Consider the following 23,110-nt stretch of genomic DNA (forward strand, 5'->3'; position numbering starts at 1 on the left):
GCACCGTCAAGGGCCCGCGCGGGCCCGGATGGTGGACCGCCGCGGACCCGCCGCTTCCCGGTCGCTAGCCTGCGTGCAAGGACGCGGCACCGTGATGTGCCAGGTCATGGCGGCGGACGGCCCTCGAAGCGGGCAACGGGACGCGCCTTGACGGGAGTTGCCCGACCCGAGAGAGGCGCAGCGCATGTTCACGACCAGGCCGACCCTCCAAGGCACCTTCGGCATGGTGGCCTCCACCCACTGGCTCGCCTCCCAGAGCGCGATGGCCGTACTGGAGGGCGGCGGCAACGCGTACGACGCCGCCGTGGCCGGTGCTTTCGTGCTGCACGTCGTGGAGCCGCACCTCAACGGTCCCGGCGGCGAGGTGCCGATCATCGTCGGGCCCGCCGAGGGGGAGGTACGGGTGCTGTGCGGGCAGGGGGTGGCGCCCGCGGGCGCGACCGTCGCCCACTACCGCTCGCTCGGCCTGGACCTGGTGCCCGGTACCGGGCCGCTGGCCGCCGCCGTGCCCGGCGCGTTCGACGCCTGGATGACGTTGCTGCGCGACTACGGCACCGCGTCCCTCGCCGAGGTGCTGCGTTACGCGATCGGGTACGCGGCGGACGGTCATCCGCCGGTCGAGCGCGTCACGGCGACCGTCGAGACGGTGCGTGAGCTGTTCGAGACGGAGTGGACGACGTCCGCGGAGCTGTATCTGCCGGGCGGCGAGGCGCCGCGTCCCGGCGAGCTGTGGCGCAATCCGGCGCTCGCCGCGACCTGGCGGCGGCTGATCGCCGACGCGGAGGCGGACGGCGGCGGGGACCGGGTCGCGCAAATCGAGGCCGCGCGCCGGATCTGGCGGGAGGGCTTCGTCGCCGAGGCGATCGTCGCCCAGGCCGTCCGTCCGACCATGGACACCAGCGGCGAGCGGCACACCGGGACCCTCACGGCCGCCGATCTGGCGGGCTGGTCCGCGTCGTACGAGGAGCCCGCCACGTATGAGTGGGACGGCTGGACGGTCTGCAAGGCCGGTCCGTGGAGTCAGGGCCCGGCCTTCCTCCAGCAGCTCGCCCTGCTGCCGTCGCGCGCCGCCGACCTGCCCGCGTACGGGTCCGCCGCGTATGTCCACCGACTGGTCGAGGGCACGAAGCTCGCCATGGCCGACCGCGAGGCGTGGTACGGCGACGCGTCGGACGTCCCGCTCGACGCGCTGCTGTCCACCGCGTACAACACCGGCCGCCGCCAACTCATCGGTGACCGGGCCTCGTACGAACTGCGGCCCGGCGACCCCGAGGGTCGGACGCCGAAGCTGAGCGCGTACGCGACCGCCGCGGGGGAGGGCGCGAGTGCGCGGGTGGCGCCGGCCGGAGTCGGGGCGGGCGAGCCGACGGTCGCGGTCGACGGCGGCACGCGCGGCGACACCTGTCATATCGATGTCGTGGACCGCTGGGGCAACATGATCTCGGCGACGCCCAGCGGGGGGTGGCTCCAGTCGAATCCGGTGATACCGGAGCTGGGCTTCCCGCTCGGCACGCGGCTCCAGATGACCTGGGTCGAGGAGGGTCTGCCCAACTCCCTGTCCCCCGGCCGCAGGCCGCGCACGACGCTCAGTCCGTCGCTGGCGCTGCGGGACGGGGTGCCCGTCCTCGCCTTCGGCACCCCCGGCGGCGACCAGCAGGACCAGTGGCAGGTGCACTTCTTCCTTGCCGTGGCGCTCCGCGACCGGGTGCGCGGCGGCTACGACCTGCAAGGCGCCGTCGACGCGCCGAACTGGCACACCGACAGCTTCACCGGCTCCTTCTACCCGCGGGCCATGGCGCCGGGCAGCCTCACCGTCGAGGAGCGGACGGGTCCCGATGTCGTGGCCGAACTGCGCCGCCGGGGGCACGCGGTGAGCGTCGGCGGCGCCTGGTCGGAGGGGCGGATCTCCGCCGTCGCGCGCGATCCGGAGACGGGCGTGCTGTCGGCCGCCGCGAATCCGCGCGGCATGCAGGGCTACGCCGTGGGACGTTGACGCGTCCGGACGGCGGCGCGCGGCCCTGCGGAATCCTCAGCCCATGCCCACGCTCTGGTGCTCGGGCTCGATGAGCGCGACGACGAGCTCGTTGTCGCGCGAGTAGGGGCCGCCGGTGTACTTCGTCGCCATCCGGTCGATGATCTCCCAGACGGCGTCGCCCTCCAGCCATTCGACGACCTTGCCGCGGATGACGACCGGCTGGAAGGGGTTGTCGGCCGGGGTGAGGGAGAGCGCCACGCGCGGGTCGCGGCGCAGATTGCGGGCTTTGCGGGACCGCGGGCCGGTGAAGATCGTGACGCGGTCGCCGTGGGTGCCGATCCAGACGGGGACGGTGTGCGGGGCGCCGTCGGGCAGGACGGTCGCGATGTGGGCGAGTGAGGTGCCGTCGAGGACGCGGCGGACGTCGGGGTCGAGCATCGTGGTCAGCTCCTGATGGCTGGTGCGGGTGCGCCGGTGAACGGGTCGGCGGCTCTGGTGGTGTACGCGGACGGCCGCCCAGGGCCGCGTCCGGGGACGTATCCGTGGACCGACACGCGTGCACACTGAGAACCCTGCCAGGTCCGCGCGCCCTCGGCATCCCGCGCGAGGCGCCGGCCGAGCGGCTGAACCGCCTCGTCGACGAGGGCGTCCTGGAGGGGTGACCATACGACCGCCGGGCCGTACGGGGGCGAGGCCGGTCCGCCGGGGCTCCGCGACCTGACGGACGCTGCGCGACCGCAGCGCGGTCATCGCTCAGGCGGTGTGCTCCGCCACGAGGCCGATGATCTCGGGCCACAGCTCACGGGGGCGGTCGTGGCCCATATCGGGGATCAGGACGAGTTCGGCCCCTGGCACCAACTCCGCGGTGCGCTCCCCGCCGCTGGGGCCGATCAGGGTGTCGTCCAGGCCGTGGATGACGAGGGTCGGCACCTTGAGCTTCCGGAGTGCGTCCGCGCGTGAGCCGCCGAGGATCATCGCGCCGAGCTGCCGGCCGACGCCGGAGGGGTGATAGGCGCGGTCATAGCTGCGGGCGGCCAGGTCGCGCAGGGCGTCGGCGTCGCCGTAGCGCCGGGAGGCCCACACCAACTCCCTGTCCGCCGCGGCGACATAGCCTTCGCGGTCGGCCGGTTTCGGGGCGAAGAGCACCGCCTGCGCCTCAGGGGTCGGCCGACCGTATTCGGACTCGCCGGTCGAGGACATCATCGAGGTCAGGGTCAGCACCCGCGACGGCCGGTGGATGGCCATCGTCTGGGCGATCATGCCGCCCATCGAGGAGCCGAGGACGTGGGCCCGGTCGATGCCGAGCGCGGTGAGCAGGCCGAGGCCGTCGTCGGCCATGTCCTGGAGCGTGTAGGGGACCATGGCCAGGGCGGAGGCGATGTCTCCCGAGCCGACCGCGGCGATGAACCGGCCCATGTCGACGGGGTGGGCGTCGAAGGAGGTGGACAGCCCGCAGTCGCGGTTGTCGTACCGGATGACGTGGCGGCCACGGTCCGCGAGCGCGCGGCAGAAGTCCTCGTGCCAGGAGATCATCTGGGCGCCGAAGCCCATCACGAGCAGGACGGCGGGATCGGCGGGGTCGCCGAAGGTCTCGTAGGCGAGGGACACTCCGGGCGCGACGTCTGCATGGGGCATGTGCGGAGTCTGCCAGTCGGCCGATCGCCTCGCATCCGGCTTTCGGCCAGGGCTGACCTGCGTCTTCTCCCGCACTTTCAGGTGCCGGGTCGGGCGGGCAGGGGGCGCGGATGCCGGTGGCGGCGCCCCCTGCCCGGACATCGGGCGGCTAGGCGGTGATCTTGACCGCGTCGATCACCCAGTACCAGTTGTTGGAACCGGTGTAGTGGAAGCGGAAACTGACAGTGGAGGCGCCCGCGGGCGCGGTCAGGGTGAGGGACTCCACCTTGGCGACCGTGTCGGTGGTGTAGGTCTTGACGACCGTCGGGGTGCCGCCGTTCCAGGAGGCGAGGATCTCGGCCTTCTGGCTGCCTTCCTGGAGGTAGTGCGTGACGAAGTCGAGGGTCACCTTGGAGCCCGCGGTGACCGCGTGGGCGGGGGTGACGAGCGTCGAGTCGAACGTGCCGGAGAAGGACTTGTCGGCCCACTCGTCGGAGTCGGCGACCGCGAAGACCCCGCGCGAGCGGACGTTGAGTTCACGCGACTGGTCGGCCTGGGCGCGGGACCAGAACTCGTCGGTGGCGAAGGACCAGCCGCGCCACTCGGTGACACCGCCGGTGCCCATCGCGGAGTTGATGATCGACCAGCCGCTGGGCGTGGTGTGCGTGTAGCCCAGAACCCCGGCGGGGATGCCGGTCTCGTCGGTGCGCGGTGAGAGCGTCAACGCGTCGAAGGGATCGGTCGAGCGCTCCTGAATGGGCTTGCCGTCCAGGCCCCAGGAGGCGGCGGGAACGATGCCGAGCTGCTTGAAGACCGTGGCGGCCACGTCGACCAGGCGGGTGTCGATGGGCCGCAGGCCCGCCGCGATGCCGGGCCCCTGGGCCAGCACGAAGGTGCGCCGCTCCTCGATGGTGGAGCCGCCGTGGCCGCCCGCGTCCAGGTGTCCGTGGTCGGTGGCGACGATGACCGTCCAGCGCTCGCTCGCGTAGGTGGGACGGGCCTTGACCGCGGCGAGCAGGCGGCCGAGGTAGCCGTCCTGGGTGGCGATGGCCTTGAGGTACGCCTGGCTGGCGGCGCCCGAGGCGTGCCCGACCTCGTCGGTGTTGCCGAAGTAGACGAAGGCGACATCCGGGTTCTGATCGCGCAGGACGGATTCGGAGTCGGCGACGATCTGGGCGTCGGTGACGGTGTAGTCGGCTGTGTCGCCGTCGTAGACGGCCTTGCCGTCCGCGCCGTCGGTGAAGGTGCCCTGCGCGTCGAGCGGCTTCCAGTCGACGGCCACGTACGTGGACAGGGCCGGTTTCACGGACGCGATGCGCTTGATGAAGCCCGGGTAGGCGCCGTAGTTCTTGCCCGCGAAGGTGTTGTCCTTCACGCCGTGCTTGTCCGGCCACACACCGGTGGCGATGGTCGACCAGCCGGCGCCGGAGACGGTGGCCGCCATCGGGCTCGCGTAGAGCAGGCTGGTGCCGTAGGTGCCGTTCGCCATCAGGGACTTGAGGTGGGGGGCGGTGGCCGCGTCGATCCTGTCGTGGCGCAGGCCGTCCATGCCCACGACGAGGACCTTGTCCTTACTGGTGCCGTTCGGCAGCGTGGGGGCCGCGGCGGCGGCCGGGGTCGCGGCGGTGACGCCGCTGACGGCGACGGTCGCGCCGACGGCGGCGGTGGCCGCGAGGACGCTGCGGCGGGAGATCCCGTGGTCGGACATCTGTTGCTCCGTTCGACATGGCGGAGGTGGCGGAGGCGGGCGGTGCGGGAGGGCACCAGTGGGACCGAACACCCCGGAACATCGAGGCCGTTCGGTCCATACCTGTTATCTTTCCGTGACGCGTGGGCGGAGGCCAGACCCCTGCGGGAGACGACCTGTTGAACGGTCGGCTACCAGTGGCCGACGTCCGGATTCGCCACGCTCCCCCGTTCCGGGGCCGCCGGGGTACGCGGCGTTAGCATGCGTCCCATGCCCGATGCCCCGTTCCGCCCCGAACCCTTCGCCCCGCGGGCCGACGCCGCCGCGCTCGACGACCTGCGGACCCGGCTGCGCGCGACGCGCTGGCCGGACGCGCCCGAGGACGCGGGATGGTCGCTGGGAACCGACCTGGACTACCTCCGCGAACTGGTCGCCTACTGGGCGGACGGCTTCGACTGGCGGGCGCAGGAGGCGGCGCTGGCCCGGCTCCCCCGGTTCCGGGCCCCGATCGGCGGGCTCGGCATCCACTTCGTCCACGCCCGCGCCGTCGCGCCCGCGGGGCCCGTCCTGCCGCTGGTCCTCAGCCACGGCTGGCCGGACTCCTTCTGGCGGTACGCGAAGGTCGTCCCGCTCCTCACCGATCCGGCCGCGCACGGCGCCGACCCGGCCGACGCCTTCGACGTGGTCGTGCCCGACATGCCGGGCTACGGGTACTCCGACCGCCCCGCCGCGGGACGGCCGCTCGACTCCGTCGCCGTCAGCGGCCTGTGGGCGGAGCTGATGGACGTCCTCGGCTACGCGCGGTTCGGCGCGGCGGGCGGGGACATCGGCAGCCATGTGAGCCGCTATCTCGGGCTCGACCACCCCGACCGGGTGGTGGCCGTCCACCGCACCGACGGCGGCCTGCCCGTCTTCGCGGGCGATCCGGCGGAGCTCACACCCGAGGAGAGCGCCTGGTTCCAGCAGACCGCCGCCTGGGGCGCGGCCGAGGGCGGATACGCCGCCATGCACCGTACGAAGCCGCAGACCGCGGCCGTCGGGCTCCAGGACTCGCCCGCGGGGCTGGCCGCGTGGATCGTGGAGAAGCTGCGGGCGTGGAGCGACTGCGGCGGCAACATCGAGCGGAGCTTCACCAAGGACGAGATCCTCACCAACGTGACGATCTACTGGCTCACCGGGACGATCGCCTCGTCGATGCGGATGTACCACGCGAATTCCGCGATCCCGTCGGCCCAGCTCACCCGCCGCGTCGAAGTGCCCTCCGGCTTCTCGCTCTTCCCCGGCGACATCGCCCGCCCGCCGCGGGCCTGGCTCGAGCGTACGGCCAACGCCGTACGCGTCACCGAGCCCGCGCGCGGCGGCCACTTCGCGGCGTTCGAGGAACCCGAGGTGTACGCGCGGGAGTTGCGCGAATTCTTCCGCCCCTACCGGGCGGCAGCGGGCTGAACGGCGGTCCTGCGTAAGGGCGTCAGGGCCGCGTCACAGACCGGTCACCGCGCTCGACGCGCTGACCTCGTAGACGAGGGTGATCTCGCGGCGCTCGCCGGGAGCCAGGCGCTGGACGTAGCGGACGATGCCGTCGTCGTCGGTCTCGTCGGGCGCCGGGCGGCAGCGGTCGGGCAGGGTGCGGACCTCGACGGCCGAGACCTCGGAGACGGGGACGCGTTCGCGGATCACGACCTCGCGGGTGAGGTCGGCGCCCGGCCGGTCGGTGTCGCCGGGGTGCTCGGCGCTCGGCTGGTCCAGGCGGGAGACGAAGAGCCGCACCTGACGGGTGATCACGGTGCGCTGGTTGATCCCGGCGAGACCGGTGGTGTCGCGCTGCTCCTCGGTGTGGCGGACGACCCGGAAGGTGTCCTGGCTGCCGAAGGACAGGCGTACGTCCTCGCCCGTACCGGCGAAGGACATCGTGGCCCGGCCGGTGTAGCCGCTGTCGCGCACCAGGTCGACGGGGCCGGCCAGCAGGACGTGGCCCGCGGCGTTGGGGAACCGCGCGGTGGTCACGACCAGCGGCGACAGTTCGGGGGCGCAGGTGTCCTCGGTGCGGCAGGCGGCGGTGAAGGCCGACAGGTGGACGCGGTGCGGGCGCCGGTCGGAGGGGACGGTGACGGGGCGGGGCGCGTGCAGGACGCGGACCGCGCCGCCGTCGTGCAGGCCGGGCAGCGGTCCCGCGCCGCCCGCGGTGTCGGCGGCCGAGTCGCCGCCCACGGTCGTGACGTCCTCCTCGCGCAGGTCCACCTCGACGGTCCGGCGCTCCTCGACGGTGCGTTCCCTGAGGGTCAGGACGTCCTCGGTCAGCTCCGGCGGGGCCGCAGCGAGCGTCGGGCGCGCGGTGGACAGGGACAGCCGTACGCCGTTCCAGTCCTCGCCGGTGTCCTGCCACACGAAGGCGTCTGTCTCCAGGGTGACGCTGTCGCGGTCGGCGGCGAGCGTCGCGCGGTAGGCGGGGCGCCACAGCGCGCACGGGACGAGGCTCACGACGCGGATCCGCGCGGAACCGGCCTCGGGCGCCTCCACGACGAGTTCCACGAAGGCCGTGAGCACCGGGGGTTCGGTCTCGGTGGCCGCCAATGCCGTACGCGCCGTACGCAGTTCCTCGTTCAGGTCGTGCTCGCGGCGGCGCAGCCGGTGGAGTTCGCCGATCCTGGTCTCGGCGTCCTCGTCCACGCGCTCCAGGCGGTCGGCCCAGCGCTCGGGGTCGGCGGCGCCCGCTCCCGCGCCCTGCACGATGTCGCGGTGCAGATCGGCCTTGGCCTGGTGGACCACGGCCAGCGCGCTCTCCAGGCGCTGCCGCAGCTGTCCGACCTCGCGCATCTCCCGTTCCAGGGAGTCGACTTCGCGGCGCAGCTCGGACGCGTCGGGACCCGGCCCGCCGGGAGGCGCGGGGGTGTAGGTGCGGATGACGCGGGCGTCGAACACGCGCGGACCGTCCGCGCCGAGGTCCGTGTCGTCGTCCCCCTCGGTGTCCGCGGAGATCTCGGCGCGCAGGGACCGGTCGACGGTCAGCGAGGTGACCGGGCCGATCCGCAGGCGCTGGACGCCCGCGGTGAGCCGCGCGGTGCCGGTGCGTTCGACCTGGGCGCGGTCCTCCAGGCAGGTCACGGTGGTGACCGGGAGGAAGAGCGCGTCCGGCTCGGCGGGCGTGTCATCGGCGCCGGGCGCGCCGGTCCCGTCGGTCAGGGTCTCCGGGGTGGTCACGGTTCACTTCCTCCGGTTTCCGCCGACGACCGACTTGCCCGCGGGGAGGCGGACCTCGAACCCTCCGGTGAGCCTCGTGGTCCGGCCGGGTGCCAACTCCACGCGCCACACGCGCGCTCCGCGGACGTACGAGCCGCCCTGGCCCGTGAGCGGTTCCTCGGGTTCCGTCCAGGCCGGTCGCGCCCGGTGCTCCTCGATACGGACGTCCTTGTCGGTCGACACCGGTACGCGCTCGCGGACCTCGACGACGACGGGGTACGGCAGGCGGTTGGCGACCTCGATCTCCACGGTGTGGTCGAGGACGGTCGTGCCGCCGCGCAGTCCCGCGGTGGACTCGCGCATGTGGGTGCGGCGGGCCACCTGGACGCTCTCGGCCACGCCGACGCCGACCGCCTGCCGCTGTCCGGGGGCGAGGGTCGGCAGGGCCGCGGTGAGGACGAAGTCGCCGTCCACCATGACGTCGGCCGGACCGGCGAGCAGCGCGTGCGGGGAGGTGTTGGTGACCAGGACGGTGCCGAAGACGGCCGTGTCCACCGCGGGGACGCACACGTGCAGCGACTCCGTGACGACCGGCACCTCGCTGACCGGCACGATGTGCCACGCGCCGTCGGACACCACGTCCGCGGGCGCGGCGGTGTCGAAGCGGTAGTCGAAGGAGCCGGCCGAGGTCCGTACGTCGACCGCGTGCGCGGGCCGCGGGAGGCGGCCGACGGTCTCGGCCCTGCGCCGGTACTCGGTGACCACGGTGGCGATCGGGGCGGCTTCCGGTCGCAGCGTGCCGCGCTCGGCGCCCGCGTCGGGACCCGCGACGGTCAGGCGGCCGTAGTCGAGCATGTCCACGGACGGCGCGGTGGACGGCGGCGGTACGGGCGGCGCGGCGGTTTTGCGCCGGGCGCTGCGGGCGACGGGCGCCGACCTGCCGCGTGCGCGGTCCGTCGCGGGCTCGGCGTGCGCCTGGGACATGGGCGCTGCGGCGGGGAGCGGAGCCGGGGGCGGCGCCGCTCCCGGTGCGGGCACCGGGCCGCCGAACGAACCGCCGTAGCCGACGGCCTCGGCCGCGCCGCCGGGCTCCGCGGGTCCGTACGCGCCGCCCGCCGCCAGGTCCGGCGAGAGGTCGGCCTCTTCCAGGTCGTCCTCGACGCCGCCGAGCCACGCGTTCATGGACCTGGGGGCGCCCGGGCCCGACGGCCGGGCCGGACCGCGCGACGCGGCGGGGTGCGCCGCGGCGGCGCCGTCATAGCCGGTGAACAACTCGGCGAGCCCTGGCGGCGGTTCGCGCCATCCGGGGGTCTGCGGTTCCTGCTGGGCGCGGCCGATCCGCAGCGACCGCAGTTCGGGCACGTCGGAGCGGCGCAGCAGGTCCGCGGTGGACAGCGCGAGACGTACGCCCAACCAGTCCTCGCCGGTGCGCTGGGCGACGCAGGCGCGCAGGACGAGCGTGCCCGCGCCGCTGGTGCCGTCCAGGCGGAGTTGGTAGGTGGGGACCCAGGTGGCGCCGGGGACGTGGTACTCGACCTCGACCTCCACGTCGATCTCGGCCGGGGCGTCGGCGGGTGTCCGGGCCTCGTCGTTCGGGGAGGTGTCCTCGCGGGTTTCGGGCGCGTCCGGTGCGTCGGCCGACGCGTCCGGTACGTCGGTCGTGTCGGTCACCTCGGAGGCCAGTGTCACGACCGCGCCGACGGCCGGGTCGGTGCGCTCGGCGCTCAGGGCGGTGGACGACTGGTGCAGTCGCGCCCGCAGGACGTCCACGTCGTGGTCGGCGCGCGCCAGTTGGTCCTCGGTGGCCCGCAACCGCTCGTGCAGGAAGCCGAGTCGGGTGTCGACGAATCCGGCCAGGGCGAGGAAGGACTCGACGGGCGCCCAGCGAGGCGGGTCGCCCCTGCGCGGCTGCGGCGGCTCGGCGCGCAGCGCCGCCACCTCCTCGATCTCGCTCTCCAGCCGGTACTTGCGGTCCTGGAGCCGGGACTGCTGGTCCTCGGCGTCCTCCAGGTCCAGCCGCAGCGAGGGCAGTTGCTCGCCCCGGTGCACGGTGGCGCCGACGTCCAGCCGTACGCCGGTCACGCGCAGCCCGTGCGGTCCGTTCACCACCCGGCCGCGCAGCGACTGTTCGTAGAGCGTGGGCGGCAGGCCCTCGACGCGGACGGTGGTCTCGGCGGTTCCGGTCGGCACCGTGACGCGCGCGCGGCGGGTGACGACCGCTCCGGAGGCGTGCACGACGACGGAGGTCACCTCGGACTCAGCGGCGGACGGCTCGTTCGGCTCATCCGTGCCGCTCGGAACGGCTGCGCCCACCTTGTCTCCCCCACGCTCGGCCCGCGGCCGGTCTGCCCTGTAACGTCTCGGGGCCCGGACTCGTCCGTACCCTAGCCGAGTCCTCCTGGGCACGCCGAGGGTCGGTGCCGGTCCGGCGGCGCGGGAGGTCCGGCCGGTGACGGACGATCACGAACGCCGTGTCTTAAGGGCCGGTTAAGAGCGGCTTATCAGCGCCTCGGGCCGATCGGCGTCCTCGCAGTTCGGGCACGTCACGGGCGTGCGGGCGGCTGTCCGGGCGGGTTGGCGGGCAGGGTGACCGTGCGTAGCATCGGGGCCGTCGGCGGCGGTCGTCGCTCCCGTGAGAGCGCTCCCCCGGCCACGGCCCCCGCCTCCCCCGACGCCGTACGCCCGGCCGCCGCCGACGCGAACCCTGATCTCCCCCACAGACAAGGTACGTAACCCATGGCTGCACACCGCGCACGCAGATGGTCGCTCGGCGGACTGGTCGTCCTGGTCGCCGCCGCTCTGGTGGCCGCCGTCCTGGTGGCGACGACCGGTCCCGGCACGTCGAGGGCGGACGCCGCCGAGGGCCGGCAGACCTGGTCCGACGAGTTCGACGGCCCCGCGGGCAGCGCGCCCGACCCCGCCAAGTGGACGCATGAGAAGGGTGGTTCGGGCAACGGCAACAACGAGTTGCAGTACTACACCGACAGCACCTCCAACGCCGCTCTCGACGGCGACGGGCACCTGGTGATCACCGCACGGCCCAACTCCGACACCGGACTGTCCTGTTGGTACGGACCCTGTAAGTACACCTCGGCGCGGCTGAACACGGCCTCGACCTTCACGCAGGCGTACGGTCACTTCGAGGCCCGCATCAAGATCCCGCGCGGCCAGGGCATCTGGCCGGCGTTCTGGATGCTGGGCAGCGACATCGGCAGCGTCGGCTGGCCCCACAGCGGTGAGCTGGACATCATGGAGAACATCGGACGGGAGCCCGGCACCGTCCACGGCACGATCCACGGCCCCGGCTACTCGGGCGCGGCCGGTATCGGGTCCCCGTACACACTGCCCGGCGGCGCGGCCTTCGCGGACGACTTCCACACCTTCGGTGTGGACTGGAGCCCGAGCGCGATCACCTGGACGGTGGACGGCACGGTCTACCAGACGCGTACGCCGTCGGACGCGGGCGGCAACACGTGGGTGTTCGACCACCCGTTCTTCCTGATCCTCAACCTGGCGGTCGGCGGTGACTGGCCGGGCTCGCCCGACGGTTCGACGTCCTTCCCGCAGACGATGACGGTCGACTACGTACGGGCGTCGCAGTGGGCCAGCGGCTCCGGCACGACGGCGGGCGGCGGCACCGGCGGGTCCGGCGGGTCTGGCGGCTCCGACCGGGTCGGTTCGATCAAGGGCATCGGCGGCATGTGCGTGGACGTGGCGGGCGGCGCGTCGGCCGACCGTACGCCGGTCCAGCTCCACGACTGCACCGGCAATGTGGCCCAGCAGTGGACGCTCGGCGCCGACGGGACGGTACGGGCGCTGGGCAAGTGCCTCGACGTGGACGGCGGTTCGACGGCGGACGGCGCGGCCGTGCAGCTCTACACGTGCAACGGCACCCAGGCGCAGCAGTGGAAGTACACCGACGCCCACGACCTGACGAACACGGGCGCGGACAAGTGCCTTGACGCGAAGGACAACGCGTCGGCGGACGGGACGCGGTTGCAGACATGGACGTGCGGCGGGGCCGCCAACCAGAAGTGGATCTTCGGCTGACCCCTGGTCCGACGGCGTGGGGCGTGCCCGGTCCACCGGGCGCGCCCCGCGCCGTCTTTGGCCGGTTTCGGCGGTTCGCCCGGTTCGCTCGTGGGAGTACCGTCACCTTCCGGGAGCACCGACCGACAAGGAGTACGCCATGTCATGGGTGACCAGCGGCCTTCGGGCGCTCAGCGGCGAGATGCGCGCACGGTGGCACGGGTACTTCGTCGGCTACGGGCAGCAGGACTGACGCCCGCAGCAGGACCGGGCACCACTCGGACCGACAAGGAGGACGGCCACGATGTCATGGATCGTCAGGAGCCTTCGCGCGCTCAGCGGTGAGGCGCGTGCGCGGCGCAACCAGTACGGCGACAGGTACGGGCACAACGCCTGACGTCTTCTCCGCGCGGGGACGGGGCGGGCGGCCGTACGCGGCGCGCGTTCCGTCCCGTATCCGACAAGGCGGGCGACCCGTGTTCCTCGACAGGAAGAGTCTGTGGCCGGACCTGCGGCGGTGGGAGGAGCAGGCGGCGGGCCGTGACGGGCCGTTCCGGCTGCGCTTCGGCACCCTGTTCGTGGCCGACGGCGGCGCGGCCCGTGACGTGCTGGTCGAGCAGGCGGGCGACTATCTGTCCCAGTCCGGGTTCTTCCGCCTCGGGCCGGAGTCCCTGCCCCCGGCGGTCAGGGGCGAAGCCTCGCGTGAACTGCTCAGGGTCCTGGCCCGGCACGATCCCGCGTCGTCCTTCGACCTCGGCGCGGCTCTCGGCGAGGTGTGTGACGGTCGCGGCCGTCTGCGGCACCAGCGCTGGGGCGTCGAGGTGGTCCGGCGGTACTTCGCCCCCGTCATCGCGGACCGGAGCCACACCGCGATCAACGCGCTCGTCGACACGTATGTGACATCGAGTGTGGTCGCCGACGACGTCGTCGGCCATGTGCTGAGACGCTCGCACCGTACGGTGCCCGCCGTCCGGGCCGGGCTCGCCGAACAGCTCGGGCGGCTGTCCGCTCAGGAGGACGGAGCGCGGGATCTGGTCGACCTCGTGCTGGGGCTGCCCGGCGAGCTGTCGACGGCCGATCGCGCGCAGGTGCTGCAACGCCTCGTGCTGTCCACGGTCGGCTTCACCGGCGTGACGCTCGAATGGGTGGTGCTGCTCGGGGTCCGGCACGGCTACAACACCCCGACGGTGCGGCGGGAGCAGGTCCACCGCCTGGTCAGGGAAGCGCTGCGCCTGTATCCGACCGCCTGGCGGCTGATGAGAGTGGCCGCCGCCGACCACGAGATCGCCGGGGCCGAGGTCCGCGAGGGCGAGCACGTCCTGATCGGCACGCACGCGATCCACCGGTCGGCGGCCGTCTGGGAGGCGCCGCTGGACTTCCGCCCCTCGCGCTGGCAGCGGCCGACCGACGAACAGCGGCGGTCCTACCTGCCGTTCGGCAAGGGCGAGGGCATGTGTCCGGCGAGCGGCTTCGCCGTCAGGGCCCTCGAACACCTCGGCCACCTCATCCTGAGCGGCTACCGGGGCGAGGTACGGCTGCGCACGCGCAGGCCGCACGTGCGTACGCTTCTGGCGCCGCCCGCCGGCTGGACCCGGCTCACCGCGCGAGCGGTACCGGCTCCCGAGCGCTGAATCGGCCACCGCGGCCCACGCCCTCGGCCGCGGGGCAGGACTTCTTCGTGGCCGCCGCGTCAGACCGGCGACTTGCGCAGGCGGGCCCGCCTGCGGTGCAGCGGTCCGCGCTTGGGCGGCGGTGAGGCGAGGCCGAAGCGGACGGCGACGCGGGTGCCGCCCATCGGGCCGCGGTCGATGTCCAGCGCGCCGCGGGTCGCGGCTGCGGCGCGGCGGGCGATGTCGAGGCCGAGGCCGGTGGACGCGGTGCTGGCGCCGCGGACGAGGGCGTCGTCGGGGTCCGGGATGCCGGGGCCCGCGTCCTCGACGGTGAGGGTGACGGACTGGGCGGCGCGCACCAGGCGCAGCGCGAAGGCGGTGCCGGGCGCGGTGTGCCGGAAGACGTTGCCGACGAGCGCGTCGATGACGGCGGCGAGGTCGTCCTCCGGCAGGTCGATCAGGGCGTCCTCGCCGGTCACTTCCACCAGGCAGGGGCGGCCCTGCTGTTCCGCGAGCGTCGTCCAGAATCCGGCGCGGCGGCGGACGATCACCGTGGCGGCGCACAACACCTGTTCGGGCCGGTCGAGTTGGGGCGCGCCCATGTGTCCGACGGCCAGCGGTGTGCGGGCCGCGGTGATGACGGCGTGCAGTTGTGTTTCGAGCTGGGCGACCGCGGCGGCCACGGGGGCGGCGTCCGGTCCCGTACCCATGCGTTCGGTGGCCAACTGGAGGGCGGTCAGGGGTGTCCTGAGGCGGTGGGACAGGTCGGCGACCAATTCCCGCTCGACGGCGAGGAGTTCCAGCATGCGTGCGGCCATGGCGTTGAACGCCTGCCCGGCCTCACGCAGTTCCGGCGGCCCCATGGGGTCGACGCGGGACTCCAGGTCGCCGCGGCCGAGCGCGTTGGCGGCGCAGGAGAGGTTGCGGGAGGACCGTACGACGCGGGAGGCGAGGCGGTCGGCGACCAGGACGGAGCCGACGACCAGGCCGACGGCGAGCAGCGCCATCACGGTCAGCGACGCGTTCACCCCGCGGTTCAGCTCGGCTTCGGGGACGAATTCCTCGACGACGGCGACCCGGCCCTGCGGCAGCACGACCGGCTGGAGGTAGACCCAGCCGCCGCCCGGCAGGTCCTGCGCCAGTGACTCGCCGTCGTGCTGTGCGCGCACCAGCAGGGAGTGGGGTGCGTGGCCCGCGCCGATGGAGCGGCCGGCGGGCTGGTGGACCGCCAGGTTTCCCGACGGGTCGAGGCCCGAGACGGCCTGCCGTACGGCGGCCGGGTCGTCGGTGAGCGTGAGGACCGGCGCCAGGGCGGCGGCGCGCTGCTCGGCGGCGGTGATCGCCTGGTTGCGGGCCTCGGAGCGGACCAGCAGGCCCAGCGGGATGAGGAAGGACAGGGCCACCATCGAGGTGACGGCCAGGGCGACCCTGGCCAGGGTCCCTCTCACCGCGGGGTCACCAGTTTGATGCCGACGCCGCGCACCGTACGCAGCAGGCTCGGCGCCGCCGCGCTCTCGCCGAGTTTGCGGCGCAGGGAGGACAGGTGGACGTCGATGGTCTGGTCCTCGACGTAGGGGTCGCGCCAGACCTCGGTGAGGATGTGCCGTTTGGACACGACGGTGTCGGCGTTGGCGGCGAGGAAGGACAGCAGGTCGAACTCGCGGCGGGTCAGGGGGACTTCGTGTCCGTGCAGGTGGACGGTGCGGGGTCCGGGGTCGATGCGCAGCGGTCCGAGGGTGACGGGCTCGCGCAGATTGGGGGCGCCGGTCCTGCCGTCGGGGCCCGCGGAGCGGCGCAGGACGGCGCCGAGGCGGGCGGTGAGCTGTCCGCCGGAGAAGGGTTTGACCAGGTAGTCGTCGGCGCCCGCGTTGAGGAGCCGGATGATCTCGGCCTCGTCGTCCCTGGCGGTGACGATCAGGACCGGTACGCGGGAGATGCCGCGGATCATGCGCAGCGCGTCGCCGCCGTCGAGGTCGGGCAGGCCGAGGTCGAGGATCACCGCGTCCAACGGCGTTCTGGTCGCCTCGCGCAATCCGCTGAATCCGTCGGCGGCGCTGCGGACTTCGTGCCCGTCGCGGGTGAGTATCCCGATCAGTTCGGCACGTATGCCGGGATCGTCTTCTACGACAAGGACGCTCGCCATGCGGCACACCGTAACGGATCGGCCATGATGGCCCGGTGCCCCGGTCCTTGCGCCATTTCCTGATCTGGCTGTCGTGCACGGTCCTCACCGTCACGGCGGTGTCGTTGACCGTGCGCTTCGTGGTGGGTTCGACGGCGCCGCTGCCGCCGTCCGCGCGGGATGTGGCGGCCGGGATCGCCACCAACTCGCCCAGTTCCGTGGTGATCGGCTCGCCGACGGCCACGCCCCGGCAGTCGCCGACGCGGACCCGCAAGCCCACGGTGTCGCCGTCCCCCTCGACCCGTCGCCCGACGGCGACCGCGACCAGCCCGTCCTCCGCGCCGGCCGCGCCGCCGTCGACCGCCTCCCGGCCGCCGGACTGCGAAGGAGGTGCCGGGACGCACAGTTTCGAGTCGACGGGCGGTCAGGCGTCGATACGGTTCGGCGCGGACGCGGTGTGCCTGGTCTCGGCGGTGCCCGCGATCGGCTTCACCACGAGCACCCGGCAGAGCGCGCCGGACACCCTCACCATCACCTTCACCGGGGCGCGCCACCGCTCGGAGCTGACGGCGACGCTGCGTCCGCAGGCCAAGGAGGTCACCAGCGAGGTGTCCTGGTGAGGCGCGGTGTCCGCGGTTCTTCGCCCGCCCGGCCGGGGGCGGGGCTCAGCGGTGTCCGCGGTCCTGCGGACGCCCGGCCGGGGGCGGGGCTCAGCGGAATCTGCGGCTTTCCTTAGGGGAACGTGAAGTTGGGCTCGGCCGGCGGATCGGACGGCTCCGGCGGCCTAGGGTCGTGCCCGCCGGACCGTTCCTGTGAGCGGGTCCCCCTCACGACACGTCTCCCCCACCACGAGGTGCCAGCAATGAGTTCGTCCCGCCGTGCCCACTCCCGTAACTCCGCCCATGGCCAGCACAGGGCGAGGCGCAAGCCGCGGATACGCATGGCGGTGACCGGAGCCGCGGCCCTGGCCGTACTCGGTGGCGGCACCGCCTTCGCCTGCCTCGGGGCGCCGCATCAGGGGTCGCCCCCCGCCGGGCACAGCGGCTCCGGCTCCGGCTCCGGCGACGCGAGCGCGTCGGCCGGGCACAGGCCCGGCGGCAAGCCGGCCGGTTTCCGGCCCACCGCCCCCGCCGCGACCATCTCCACCACGCACCGCCCGCGCCCCGGACGGCCGAGCCCCAAGCCGACGGCCACGCCGACCGGCACCCCGGTGACCACCGCGCCCACGACGGCGGCGCCCAGCCCCTCGGCGACGACTCCCGCACCGCCCGCCACGACGAACCCGCCGAGCGCCGGGGACGCCGTGCGGCAGGTGCTCGACCTGATCAACCGCAATCGCGCCGCGGAGGGCCTCGCCCCGTACACGCTGCTCGAAGGGCTCAACAAGAGCGCCGCCGCGCACAATCAGGTGATGGCGTCCGGCTGCGGCCTGTCCCACCAGTGCCCGGGCGAACCGGCCTTCGGTGACCGCGAGACGGCCGCCGGGGTGCACTGGACGTCGGCGGGCGAGAACATCGGCGAGGGCGGCGGTGTGGGCTCCTCCGCCTCCGCGATCGCCGCGAGCGCGGTCGGTCTGACGCAGATGATGCTGGACGAGAAGGCCCCTGACGACGGCCACCGCCGCAACATCCTCAGCAGCGGCTACACGCACATCGGCATCGACGTCTACCGCGACGGTTCCGGCACGGTCTGGATGACGCAGGACTTCTCCAACTGACCGTCGCCGCCTCCTACTTCCTTCCCGCCCGGTGCCGCGAACCCCACAGCGCGGCACGTTCCCGTCGGCCGGGGCCGACCTCCCCCCGGCCCCGGCCGACGGATGTCCGACCGGCCGCCCCGTTCCCTCGCGGGTCTCCGGCAGGGGTGAACGGGCCGCTCACGCGGTGTGGTTGTCCGGCTGGAGGGCGGCGGCCAGGGCGGTCGGGCCGTGGGCGGTGGACCCTTGGGCGTACGCGGCGGCGTACGCCTGGTCGCCCAGCGCCGCGCGGGCCGTCTCCTCGCAGCGCTCGCGCACCAGTTGGAGTTCCGGCGCGCCGCGCTGCGGGTGGCCGACGCTGCGCCAATAGGCGCCGCCGGTGCCGTAGACCGACGCGGCCTGCTCGGCCCGGCCCTCGGCGGCCAGGGCCGCGGCGAGCAGGTCGAGGCCGAGCGCGATGCCGAAGGCGTCCCCGATGAGGCGTTTGCTCTCCAGCATGGTGCGGGCGTAGCCGATGGCCTCGGTGGGGGCGCCGGAGAAGAGGGCGACGACGGAGAGCTGGTAGTCCAGGTAGGAGCGGGTCCAGACCTCGCCGGTGCGTACGCAGTGCTCGCGCAGTTCGAGGGCCCGCTCGCGGCCTTCGGCGAAGTCCCCGAGGGCGGTGAGGGAGAGCACTTCGACGAGGTTGCAGCGCAGCCGGTCCGGGGAGTCGAAGGCGAAGCCGGGCGCGCCGCCGAGCGCCGCGCGTACCGCGTCCAGTGCCTTGCGCGGCTGGCCCATGAGCAGGCCCAGCAGGCCGGTGAGGCAGGCGGCGGCGATCCGCTCCTCCTGGTCGCCGCCCGCTTCGGCCGCGGCCTCCACCTCGGCGCTGATCTCGGTGGCCAGGGCGTAGTCCCCTTGGAGGGTGACCGTGGCTCCGAGGCCGGTGAGCGCGCGGGCACGGGCCCGGTCCTGCGCGGTGTGCAGTTCCAGGGCGCGCTCCAGATAGGAGCGGGCTTCCTTGAGGTGGCCGCAGCAGGTCCAGAAGTAGACCAGCAGCCCGGCCAGTTCGGCGGCCTGCGCCGGGTCGTGGACGAGCCAGTGGTCGAGGGCGGAGCGCAGGTCGGGGTGGGTGTCCTCGATCACCCGGTAGCCGAGGAGCTGGTCGGGGCTCGACCAGCTCCCGTCAGCCCAGCGGGCGAGGCCGGTGAAGTAGTCGGCGTGACGGCGGGCGGTCGCGGCGGACTCGCCCAGCTCGCGCAGCCACTCACCGCCGTACTCGCGGATCGTGTCGAGCATGCGGTAGCGCTCGCGGTGTCCTGCGCCGCTCGACGCGTCGTCGGCAGGGGCCGTCCTGATGATCACCGACTGGATGACCAGCCGTTCCAGGGTCGGCGCGACGTCAGCGGCGCGCAGCGGGCCGCCGGTGGCGACCGCTTCCGCGGCGGCCAGGTCGAAGGCGCCGCGAAAGACGCTGAGCCGGGCCCAGAGCAGCCGTTCCTGCGGGGTGCACAGCTCGTGGCTCCAGCCGATCGCGGTGCGCAGTGTCTGGTGGCGCCGGGGCCAGACGAAGCCGGTGCGGGACAGGACGTCGAAGCGTGAGCCGAGGCGGTCGGCGACGTCGGCGACGGTGGCGGGGCCGACCTGGGCCGCGGCCAGTTCGATGGCCAGCGGTATCCCTTCGAGGCGGCGGCAGATGGTCGCGGCGGCCTCCGCCGCGCCGGGTTCCGCGAGCGGGGTGTGGCCGAGGCGGCCGGTGACGCGCTGGTTGAAGAGGGCGAGCGCGTCCTGTCCTTCTGCCGACAGCGGTGCGACGTCGATCAGTTCCTCCACGGCGGAGGCCAACGGGCGGCGGCTGGTGGCCAGTACGGTCAGGCCGGGCGCGGCCGTCAGCAGTTCTCCGACGAGGTGGGCGCACGCCTCGATCAGGTGCTCGCAGGAGTCGAGCACGAGTAACAGGCGCTTGTCGGCGAGCCATTCGCACAGTGCCTCGACGGGCATCCGCGGTGAGTGGTCGGCGAGGTCGACGGCGTCGCTGACGGTGGCGAGCAGCAGGTGCGGGCTGTCGAGGGTGGCGAGGTCGGCCCACCAGGTGCCGTCGGGGAAGCGGGAGGAGTCGGTGTCTTCCGCAGAACCGATTCGCCGGTCCGCGCCCGGCTCCTGTTCCGCGGCGACTTCCACGGCGACGCGGCCGACCGACGCGCGCGCCGCCGCCCGCAGCGCGAGCCGTGTCTTGCCGACTCCGCCGGGCCCGGTGAGGGTGATCAGCCGACGGTGTGCCAACGCCATGTCCAGCCGCGCGAGTTCCGCCGTACGGCCGACGAAACTCGTTGTCTCCTGCGGAATGTGCCCCTTCATGGCCACAGCCTGACACCGACCGACCGCGGAGGGAAACGGGCCGTCGTGGTGAAGCTCGGCGCGAGTGCCTCATGAGGGCGCGTCAGGCGGCGTACGCGGAACCGGACTCGGGCCGGTCCCGCGGGTCGCGCGCTTCACCCGCACTGACGGAGAGTCACCCGGTGAACCAGGGGTTCCCGCCGCCGAGGGACCAGACGGAGACTTTGGTGACGCCCAGTGAGGTCAGCACCGCCAGCTTGGAGTTGAGCGCGGTGCTGTCCACGTAGTCGTAGAGCTTTCCTCCGGAGACCCAGCGGATCTCTCCGGAAGAGGCGTCGCGACGGGCGGCGATCGTGCTCGGGTCGGTGGAGAAGCCGGGGCTGTGCTTCATGTCACTGAACTGGATGTTGCCGGTGACCGCGTCCAGGTCGCACGGGTCGGGCGCGCTGATGCCGTACGAGGGCAGGGCGATGACCAGCCGCGACGGGTCCGGGATCTTGCTCTGCGCGTACCGCGTGACCTGCTTGAGCCAGGCGAGCGGGGTGATCGGCAGGCAGCGGCTGCCGGGCGCGGTGTCGAACTCCTCGTCGTACGCCATGATGTCCAGTTCGTCGACGCCCTTGGCGCTGACGGCGGCGTAGTCGTAGAAGGCGGCGTCCTCGGTCATCGCGGGCGCGTCGACCACGAGTTTCTTGCCCTGCGCGTGCAGGGAGGTCGCGAGCTGGCCGAGGAAGGTCTTGTAGTTGGTGAAGTCGGCGGCGCTCCAGGACCAGTAGTCCTCCATGTCGACGTCCACGCCGGTGAGTTGGTTGGTCACCACGAAGGAGGTGAGCTGCGAGACGGCGTCGCTTCGGTTGGCACTGCTGCTGACCAGGGCGTGGACGTCGGCGGTGGTCATGCCGGAGACGGTCGGGTACTGGTAGGCGGAGTGCGCCTTGAGGTCGGCGACGTTGGCGGCGCTGTAGGTGTTGCAGAGCCCGGCGGCCGTGGTCTCCAGGCTGACCTTGCCCTTGCCGGTGACGCTCCAGTACTCGGGTTTGAGCGCGCCGTTCTTGACCCGGTTGTCGGCGTATTCGCTCGGCGCGGTGCAGGTGGAGTCGCCTGCGGAGCCGGGGTAGAGCCAGGTCTGTAGCTGTACGGCGGAGGCGGCGGTACGGGCGGCGGGCTGCCGGTGGGCGGCGCCGCTCGACGCGGCGGCCGACGTACCGGGTCCGGACGTACCGCTGTCGGTCGTCATGGCGCCCGCGGCCATGGCACCGGCGAGGGCGGCCGAACAGGCGGCGGCCGTGGCGAGGATGAGCCTGCGACGAAGCATGATCCGTCCCTTCGGGGCGTGGGGGTGCGCCGCGTCGGCCGGGGGCGGCGGCGCGGGGTGGGGGGTGACGGAGGAGTCGTGGGTGGGCGCGGGGGCTACCCGTTGTCGTTCCAGTAGGGGTCGAGGACCAGGGTGTCGGCGCCCGGTACGCGCGAGGCCGCCGACCAGGAGCCGCCCAGGACGCGTCCGCTGTCGGGCTCGGGGGCGAGCGACAGTTCGGTGAGGATGCGGTACCGGTCGCCCCGGTAGACGGAGCGGGTGAACTCCACGACGCGCCCGTCCGCGTCCCTGGCGGCGCGTTCGAAGAGCAGGGCCGGGGTGTGGACGGGCACGCCGAGCAGTTCGGCCTCGGCCTCGTCCACCACGGTCGGTTCGATGAGCTGTGAGGCGCGGGTGAGCAGGATGCCGTACCGGCTGCCGAGCAGGCGGTAGAAGGAGTCGGTCTCCAGGTCGTGGGCGGTGAGGCCGGGGACCAGCGCCGTCGGTATGTGCAGCGTCTCGACGCACATCGGGTCGCCGTCGACCAGCCGCAGCCGGGCGATCCGCAGGATCCGGTCGGCCGGGGCGGTGCCGAGGCGGCGGCCGATCCTGGGTCCGGCGGCCATGGCGGTGAACTCCACGGTGCGGCTGGTCCACGCGCCGTCCACACCGCCGACGCCCATGCTCGGTCCCGGCCCCGCGGCCGGCCCCAGGCGCTGGGCGACCTTGTCCTCGGCGACGAAGACGCCGCGGCCGTGGGCCCGGATCAGCAGTCCGTCGCGCACCAGGTCGTCCATCACCGAGCGCAGCGTCGGGCGCGAGACCTCCAGGGTCTCGCAGAGCTGGCGCTCACCGGGCAGCGGTCGTCCGGTCGCGGTCTCCTCGACGAGGTCGAGGAGGTGCGTACGGATCCGCTGCCGCTTCTCCCAGCGGCTCTCGCTGCTGACCATGGGCCCACCAGTCCTGTCCGCGCGGGGCGGGTGCCGGTGTCTCGGCGTCCGGACGCCGAGGTGTTCGGCGACGCACCGATGATGGACCCCGTTCTTACCACTGGTCAATATGTGGTCAGCGAATCCGCGCCGGAGTCAGCGGACAAAGGTCGGGGGACAAAGGTCAGCGGGTACGAGTCAGCGGGAAAAAAGATCAGCGGGTACGGGCGGCGCGCTCCGCGTTCTTCTCCTTGATCCGCACCGCTTCCTTGCGGACCTCCGCCTGCACGGCACGCTCCTCGACCAGCCACTGCGGCTGGTCCTGCTTCAGTGCCTCGATCTCCTCGGTGGTGAGCGCCTCGGTCACGCCGCCGCGCGCGAGACCCGCGATGGACACGCCGAGCCTGGACGCGACGACAGGGCGGGGGTGCGGTCCGTTGTGCCGCAGTTCCACCAGCCACTCGGGGGGATCGGCCTGGAGCGCGTTGAGCTCGGTGCGCGAGACGACACCCTCCTGGAACTCGGCGGGTGTGGCCTGGAGGTACACACCCAGCTTCTTCGCCGCTGTCGCGGGCTTCATGGTCTGGGCGGTCTGCTGCGACGTCATGCCGTCAAGGGTAACGAGCGCGTGCGCCGCCTCCGACCACCAGCGGATAACCTG

17 protein-coding genes are annotated in these 23,110 nt (G+C 73.3%); 6 read left to right on the forward strand and 11 right to left on the reverse strand.

What is annotated here, in order from left to right; genetic code table 11:
* Positions 1-184: 184 nt before the first annotated feature.
* A complete protein-coding gene (locus ACZ4EF_RS28395) occupies positions 185-1,993 on the forward strand; it encodes a gamma-glutamyltransferase family protein (protein ID WP_467506905.1) in 1,809 nt (602 codons plus the stop codon).
* A gap of 36 nt (positions 1,994-2,029) precedes the next feature.
* Here the strand turns inward: ACZ4EF_RS28395 and ACZ4EF_RS28400 are convergent, their stop codons facing one another.
* From ACZ4EF_RS28400 to ACZ4EF_RS28410, 3 genes are all read right to left on the reverse strand, one after another.
* Positions 2,030-2,413 (reverse strand): PPOX class F420-dependent oxidoreductase, encoded by a 384-nt coding sequence (locus ACZ4EF_RS28400; protein WP_355348495.1) that lies wholly within the window; start codon positions 2,411-2,413, stop codon positions 2,030-2,032.
* Between the two features lie 315 nt (positions 2,414-2,728).
* Positions 2,729-3,610 carry an alpha/beta fold hydrolase gene (locus ACZ4EF_RS28405; protein ID WP_467506908.1) on the reverse strand — a complete coding sequence of 294 codons (882 nt, stop codon included), beginning with the start codon at positions 3,608-3,610 and terminating at the stop codon, positions 2,729-2,731.
* 148 nt (positions 3,611-3,758) lie between these two features.
* Positions 3,759-5,297: an alkaline phosphatase family protein gene (locus ACZ4EF_RS28410; protein ID WP_467506910.1), complete on the reverse strand. Its 1,539-nt coding sequence runs from the start codon at positions 5,295-5,297 to the stop codon at positions 3,759-3,761.
* A 249-nt stretch (positions 5,298-5,546) separates the two neighbouring features.
* Here ACZ4EF_RS28410 and ACZ4EF_RS28415 point away from each other — a divergent pair, with 249 nt between their 5' ends.
* Positions 5,547-6,722, forward strand: a complete 1,176-nt coding sequence (locus tag ACZ4EF_RS28415; protein WP_467506912.1) for an epoxide hydrolase family protein — start codon at positions 5,547-5,549, stop codon at positions 6,720-6,722.
* Positions 6,723-6,755: 33 nt separating this feature from the next.
* On the opposite strand, the gene ACZ4EF_RS28420 is transcribed toward ACZ4EF_RS28415, so the two are convergent.
* Positions 6,756-8,474 carry a mucoidy inhibitor MuiA family protein gene (locus tag ACZ4EF_RS28420; RefSeq protein ID WP_467506914.1) on the reverse strand — a complete coding sequence of 573 codons (1,719 nt, stop codon included), beginning with the start codon at positions 8,472-8,474 and terminating at the stop codon, positions 6,756-6,758.
* 3 nt (positions 8,475-8,477) lie between these two features.
* Positions 8,478-10,766 carry a DUF4139 domain-containing protein gene (locus ACZ4EF_RS28425; protein ID WP_467506916.1) on the reverse strand — a complete coding sequence of 763 codons (2,289 nt, stop codon included), beginning with the start codon at positions 10,764-10,766 and terminating at the stop codon, positions 8,478-8,480.
* Positions 10,767-11,189: 423 nt separating this feature from the next.
* Here ACZ4EF_RS28425 and ACZ4EF_RS28430 point away from each other — a divergent pair, with 423 nt between their 5' ends.
* Both ACZ4EF_RS28430 and ACZ4EF_RS28435 read left to right on the forward strand, forming a co-directional pair.
* Positions 11,190-12,503: a family 16 glycosylhydrolase gene (locus tag ACZ4EF_RS28430; protein WP_467506918.1), complete on the forward strand. Its 1,314-nt coding sequence runs from the start codon at positions 11,190-11,192 to the stop codon at positions 12,501-12,503.
* A 455-nt stretch (positions 12,504-12,958) separates the two neighbouring features.
* Complete coding sequence (locus tag ACZ4EF_RS28435; RefSeq protein WP_467506920.1) at positions 12,959-14,113, forward strand: cytochrome P450; 1,155 nt, start codon at positions 12,959-12,961, stop codon at positions 14,111-14,113.
* A gap of 59 nt (positions 14,114-14,172) precedes the next feature.
* On the opposite strand, the gene ACZ4EF_RS28440 is transcribed toward ACZ4EF_RS28435, so the two are convergent.
* Together ACZ4EF_RS28440 and ACZ4EF_RS28445 are read right to left on the reverse strand one after the other, a co-directional pair.
* Positions 14,173-15,540, reverse strand: a complete 1,368-nt coding sequence (locus ACZ4EF_RS28440) for a HAMP domain-containing sensor histidine kinase (protein WP_467350361.1) — start codon at positions 15,538-15,540, stop codon at positions 14,173-14,175.
* Positions 15,537-16,235, reverse strand: a complete 699-nt coding sequence (locus ACZ4EF_RS28445) for a response regulator transcription factor (RefSeq protein WP_355348469.1) — start codon at positions 16,233-16,235, stop codon at positions 15,537-15,539. Before ACZ4EF_RS28445 ends, ACZ4EF_RS28440 begins: the two co-directional genes overlap by 4 nt.
* Before the next feature lie 35 nt (positions 16,236-16,270).
* Between ACZ4EF_RS28445 and ACZ4EF_RS28450 the strand changes: the two genes are divergently transcribed.
* A complete protein-coding gene (locus ACZ4EF_RS28450) occupies positions 16,271-16,834 on the forward strand; it encodes a hypothetical protein (RefSeq protein WP_401858425.1) in 564 nt (187 codons plus the stop codon).
* A gap of 320 nt (positions 16,835-17,154) precedes the next feature.
* Positions 17,155-17,931: a CAP domain-containing protein gene (locus ACZ4EF_RS28455; protein ID WP_467506923.1), complete on the forward strand. Its 777-nt coding sequence runs from the start codon at positions 17,155-17,157 to the stop codon at positions 17,929-17,931.
* Positions 17,932-18,090: 159 nt separating this feature from the next.
* On the opposite strand, the gene ACZ4EF_RS28460 is transcribed toward ACZ4EF_RS28455, so the two are convergent.
* The 4 genes from ACZ4EF_RS28460 to ACZ4EF_RS28475 all read right to left on the reverse strand — a co-directional run bounded on the left by ACZ4EF_RS28460 (position 18,091) and on the right by ACZ4EF_RS28475 (position 23,056).
* On the reverse strand, positions 18,091-20,247 hold the full coding sequence (locus ACZ4EF_RS28460) for an ATP-binding protein (protein ID WP_467506925.1): 2,157 nt from the start codon (positions 20,245-20,247) through the stop codon (positions 18,091-18,093).
* Positions 20,248-20,401: 154 nt separating this feature from the next.
* Entirely contained in the window at positions 20,402-21,541 is a 1,140-nt protein-coding gene (locus ACZ4EF_RS28465) for a glycosyl hydrolase family 18 protein (protein WP_467506927.1), read from the reverse strand.
* Positions 21,542-21,636: 95 nt separating this feature from the next.
* On the reverse strand, positions 21,637-22,470 hold the full coding sequence (locus tag ACZ4EF_RS28470) for a GntR family transcriptional regulator (protein WP_467506929.1): 834 nt from the start codon (positions 22,468-22,470) through the stop codon (positions 21,637-21,639).
* A 193-nt stretch (positions 22,471-22,663) separates the two neighbouring features.
* A complete protein-coding gene (locus tag ACZ4EF_RS28475) occupies positions 22,664-23,056 on the reverse strand; it encodes a DUF5997 family protein (protein WP_391049983.1) in 393 nt (130 codons plus the stop codon).
* Between the last annotated feature and the right edge of the window lie 54 nt (positions 23,057-23,110).

The organism is Streptomyces sp. NPDC025721 (assembly GCF_055558595.1).

Bases quoted from the DNA above. Each gene is read 5' to 3' on its own strand.
- ACZ4EF_RS28395 (WP_467506905.1), top strand. From the start codon at position 185: ATGTTCACGACCAGGCCGACCCTCCAAGGCACCTTCGGCATGGTGGCC.
- ACZ4EF_RS28400 (WP_355348495.1), bottom strand. From the start codon at position 2,413: ATGCTCGACCCCGACGTCCGCCGCGTCCTCGACGGCACCTCACTCGCC.
- ACZ4EF_RS28405 (WP_467506908.1), bottom strand. From the start codon at position 3,610: ATGCCCCATGCAGACGTCGCGCCCGGAGTGTCCCTCGCCTACGAGACC.
- ACZ4EF_RS28410 (WP_467506910.1), bottom strand. From the start codon at position 5,297: ATGTCCGACCACGGGATCTCCCGCCGCAGCGTCCTCGCGGCCACCGCC.
- ACZ4EF_RS28415 (WP_467506912.1), top strand. From the start codon at position 5,547: ATGCCCGATGCCCCGTTCCGCCCCGAACCCTTCGCCCCGCGGGCCGAC.
- ACZ4EF_RS28430 (WP_467506918.1), top strand. From the start codon at position 11,190: ATGGCTGCACACCGCGCACGCAGATGGTCGCTCGGCGGACTGGTCGTC.
- ACZ4EF_RS28445 (WP_355348469.1), bottom strand. From the start codon at position 16,235: ATGGCGAGCGTCCTTGTCGTAGAAGACGATCCCGGCATACGTGCCGAA.
- ACZ4EF_RS28455 (WP_467506923.1), top strand. From the start codon at position 17,155: ATGGCGGTGACCGGAGCCGCGGCCCTGGCCGTACTCGGTGGCGGCACC.
- ACZ4EF_RS28460 (WP_467506925.1), bottom strand. From the start codon at position 20,247: ATGAAGGGGCACATTCCGCAGGAGACAACGAGTTTCGTCGGCCGTACG.
- ACZ4EF_RS28465 (WP_467506927.1), bottom strand. From the start codon at position 21,541: ATGCTTCGTCGCAGGCTCATCCTCGCCACGGCCGCCGCCTGTTCGGCC.
- ACZ4EF_RS28470 (WP_467506929.1), bottom strand. From the start codon at position 22,470: ATGGTCAGCAGCGAGAGCCGCTGGGAGAAGCGGCAGCGGATCCGTACG.
- ACZ4EF_RS28475 (WP_391049983.1), bottom strand. From the start codon at position 23,056: ATGACGTCGCAGCAGACCGCCCAGACCATGAAGCCCGCGACAGCGGCG.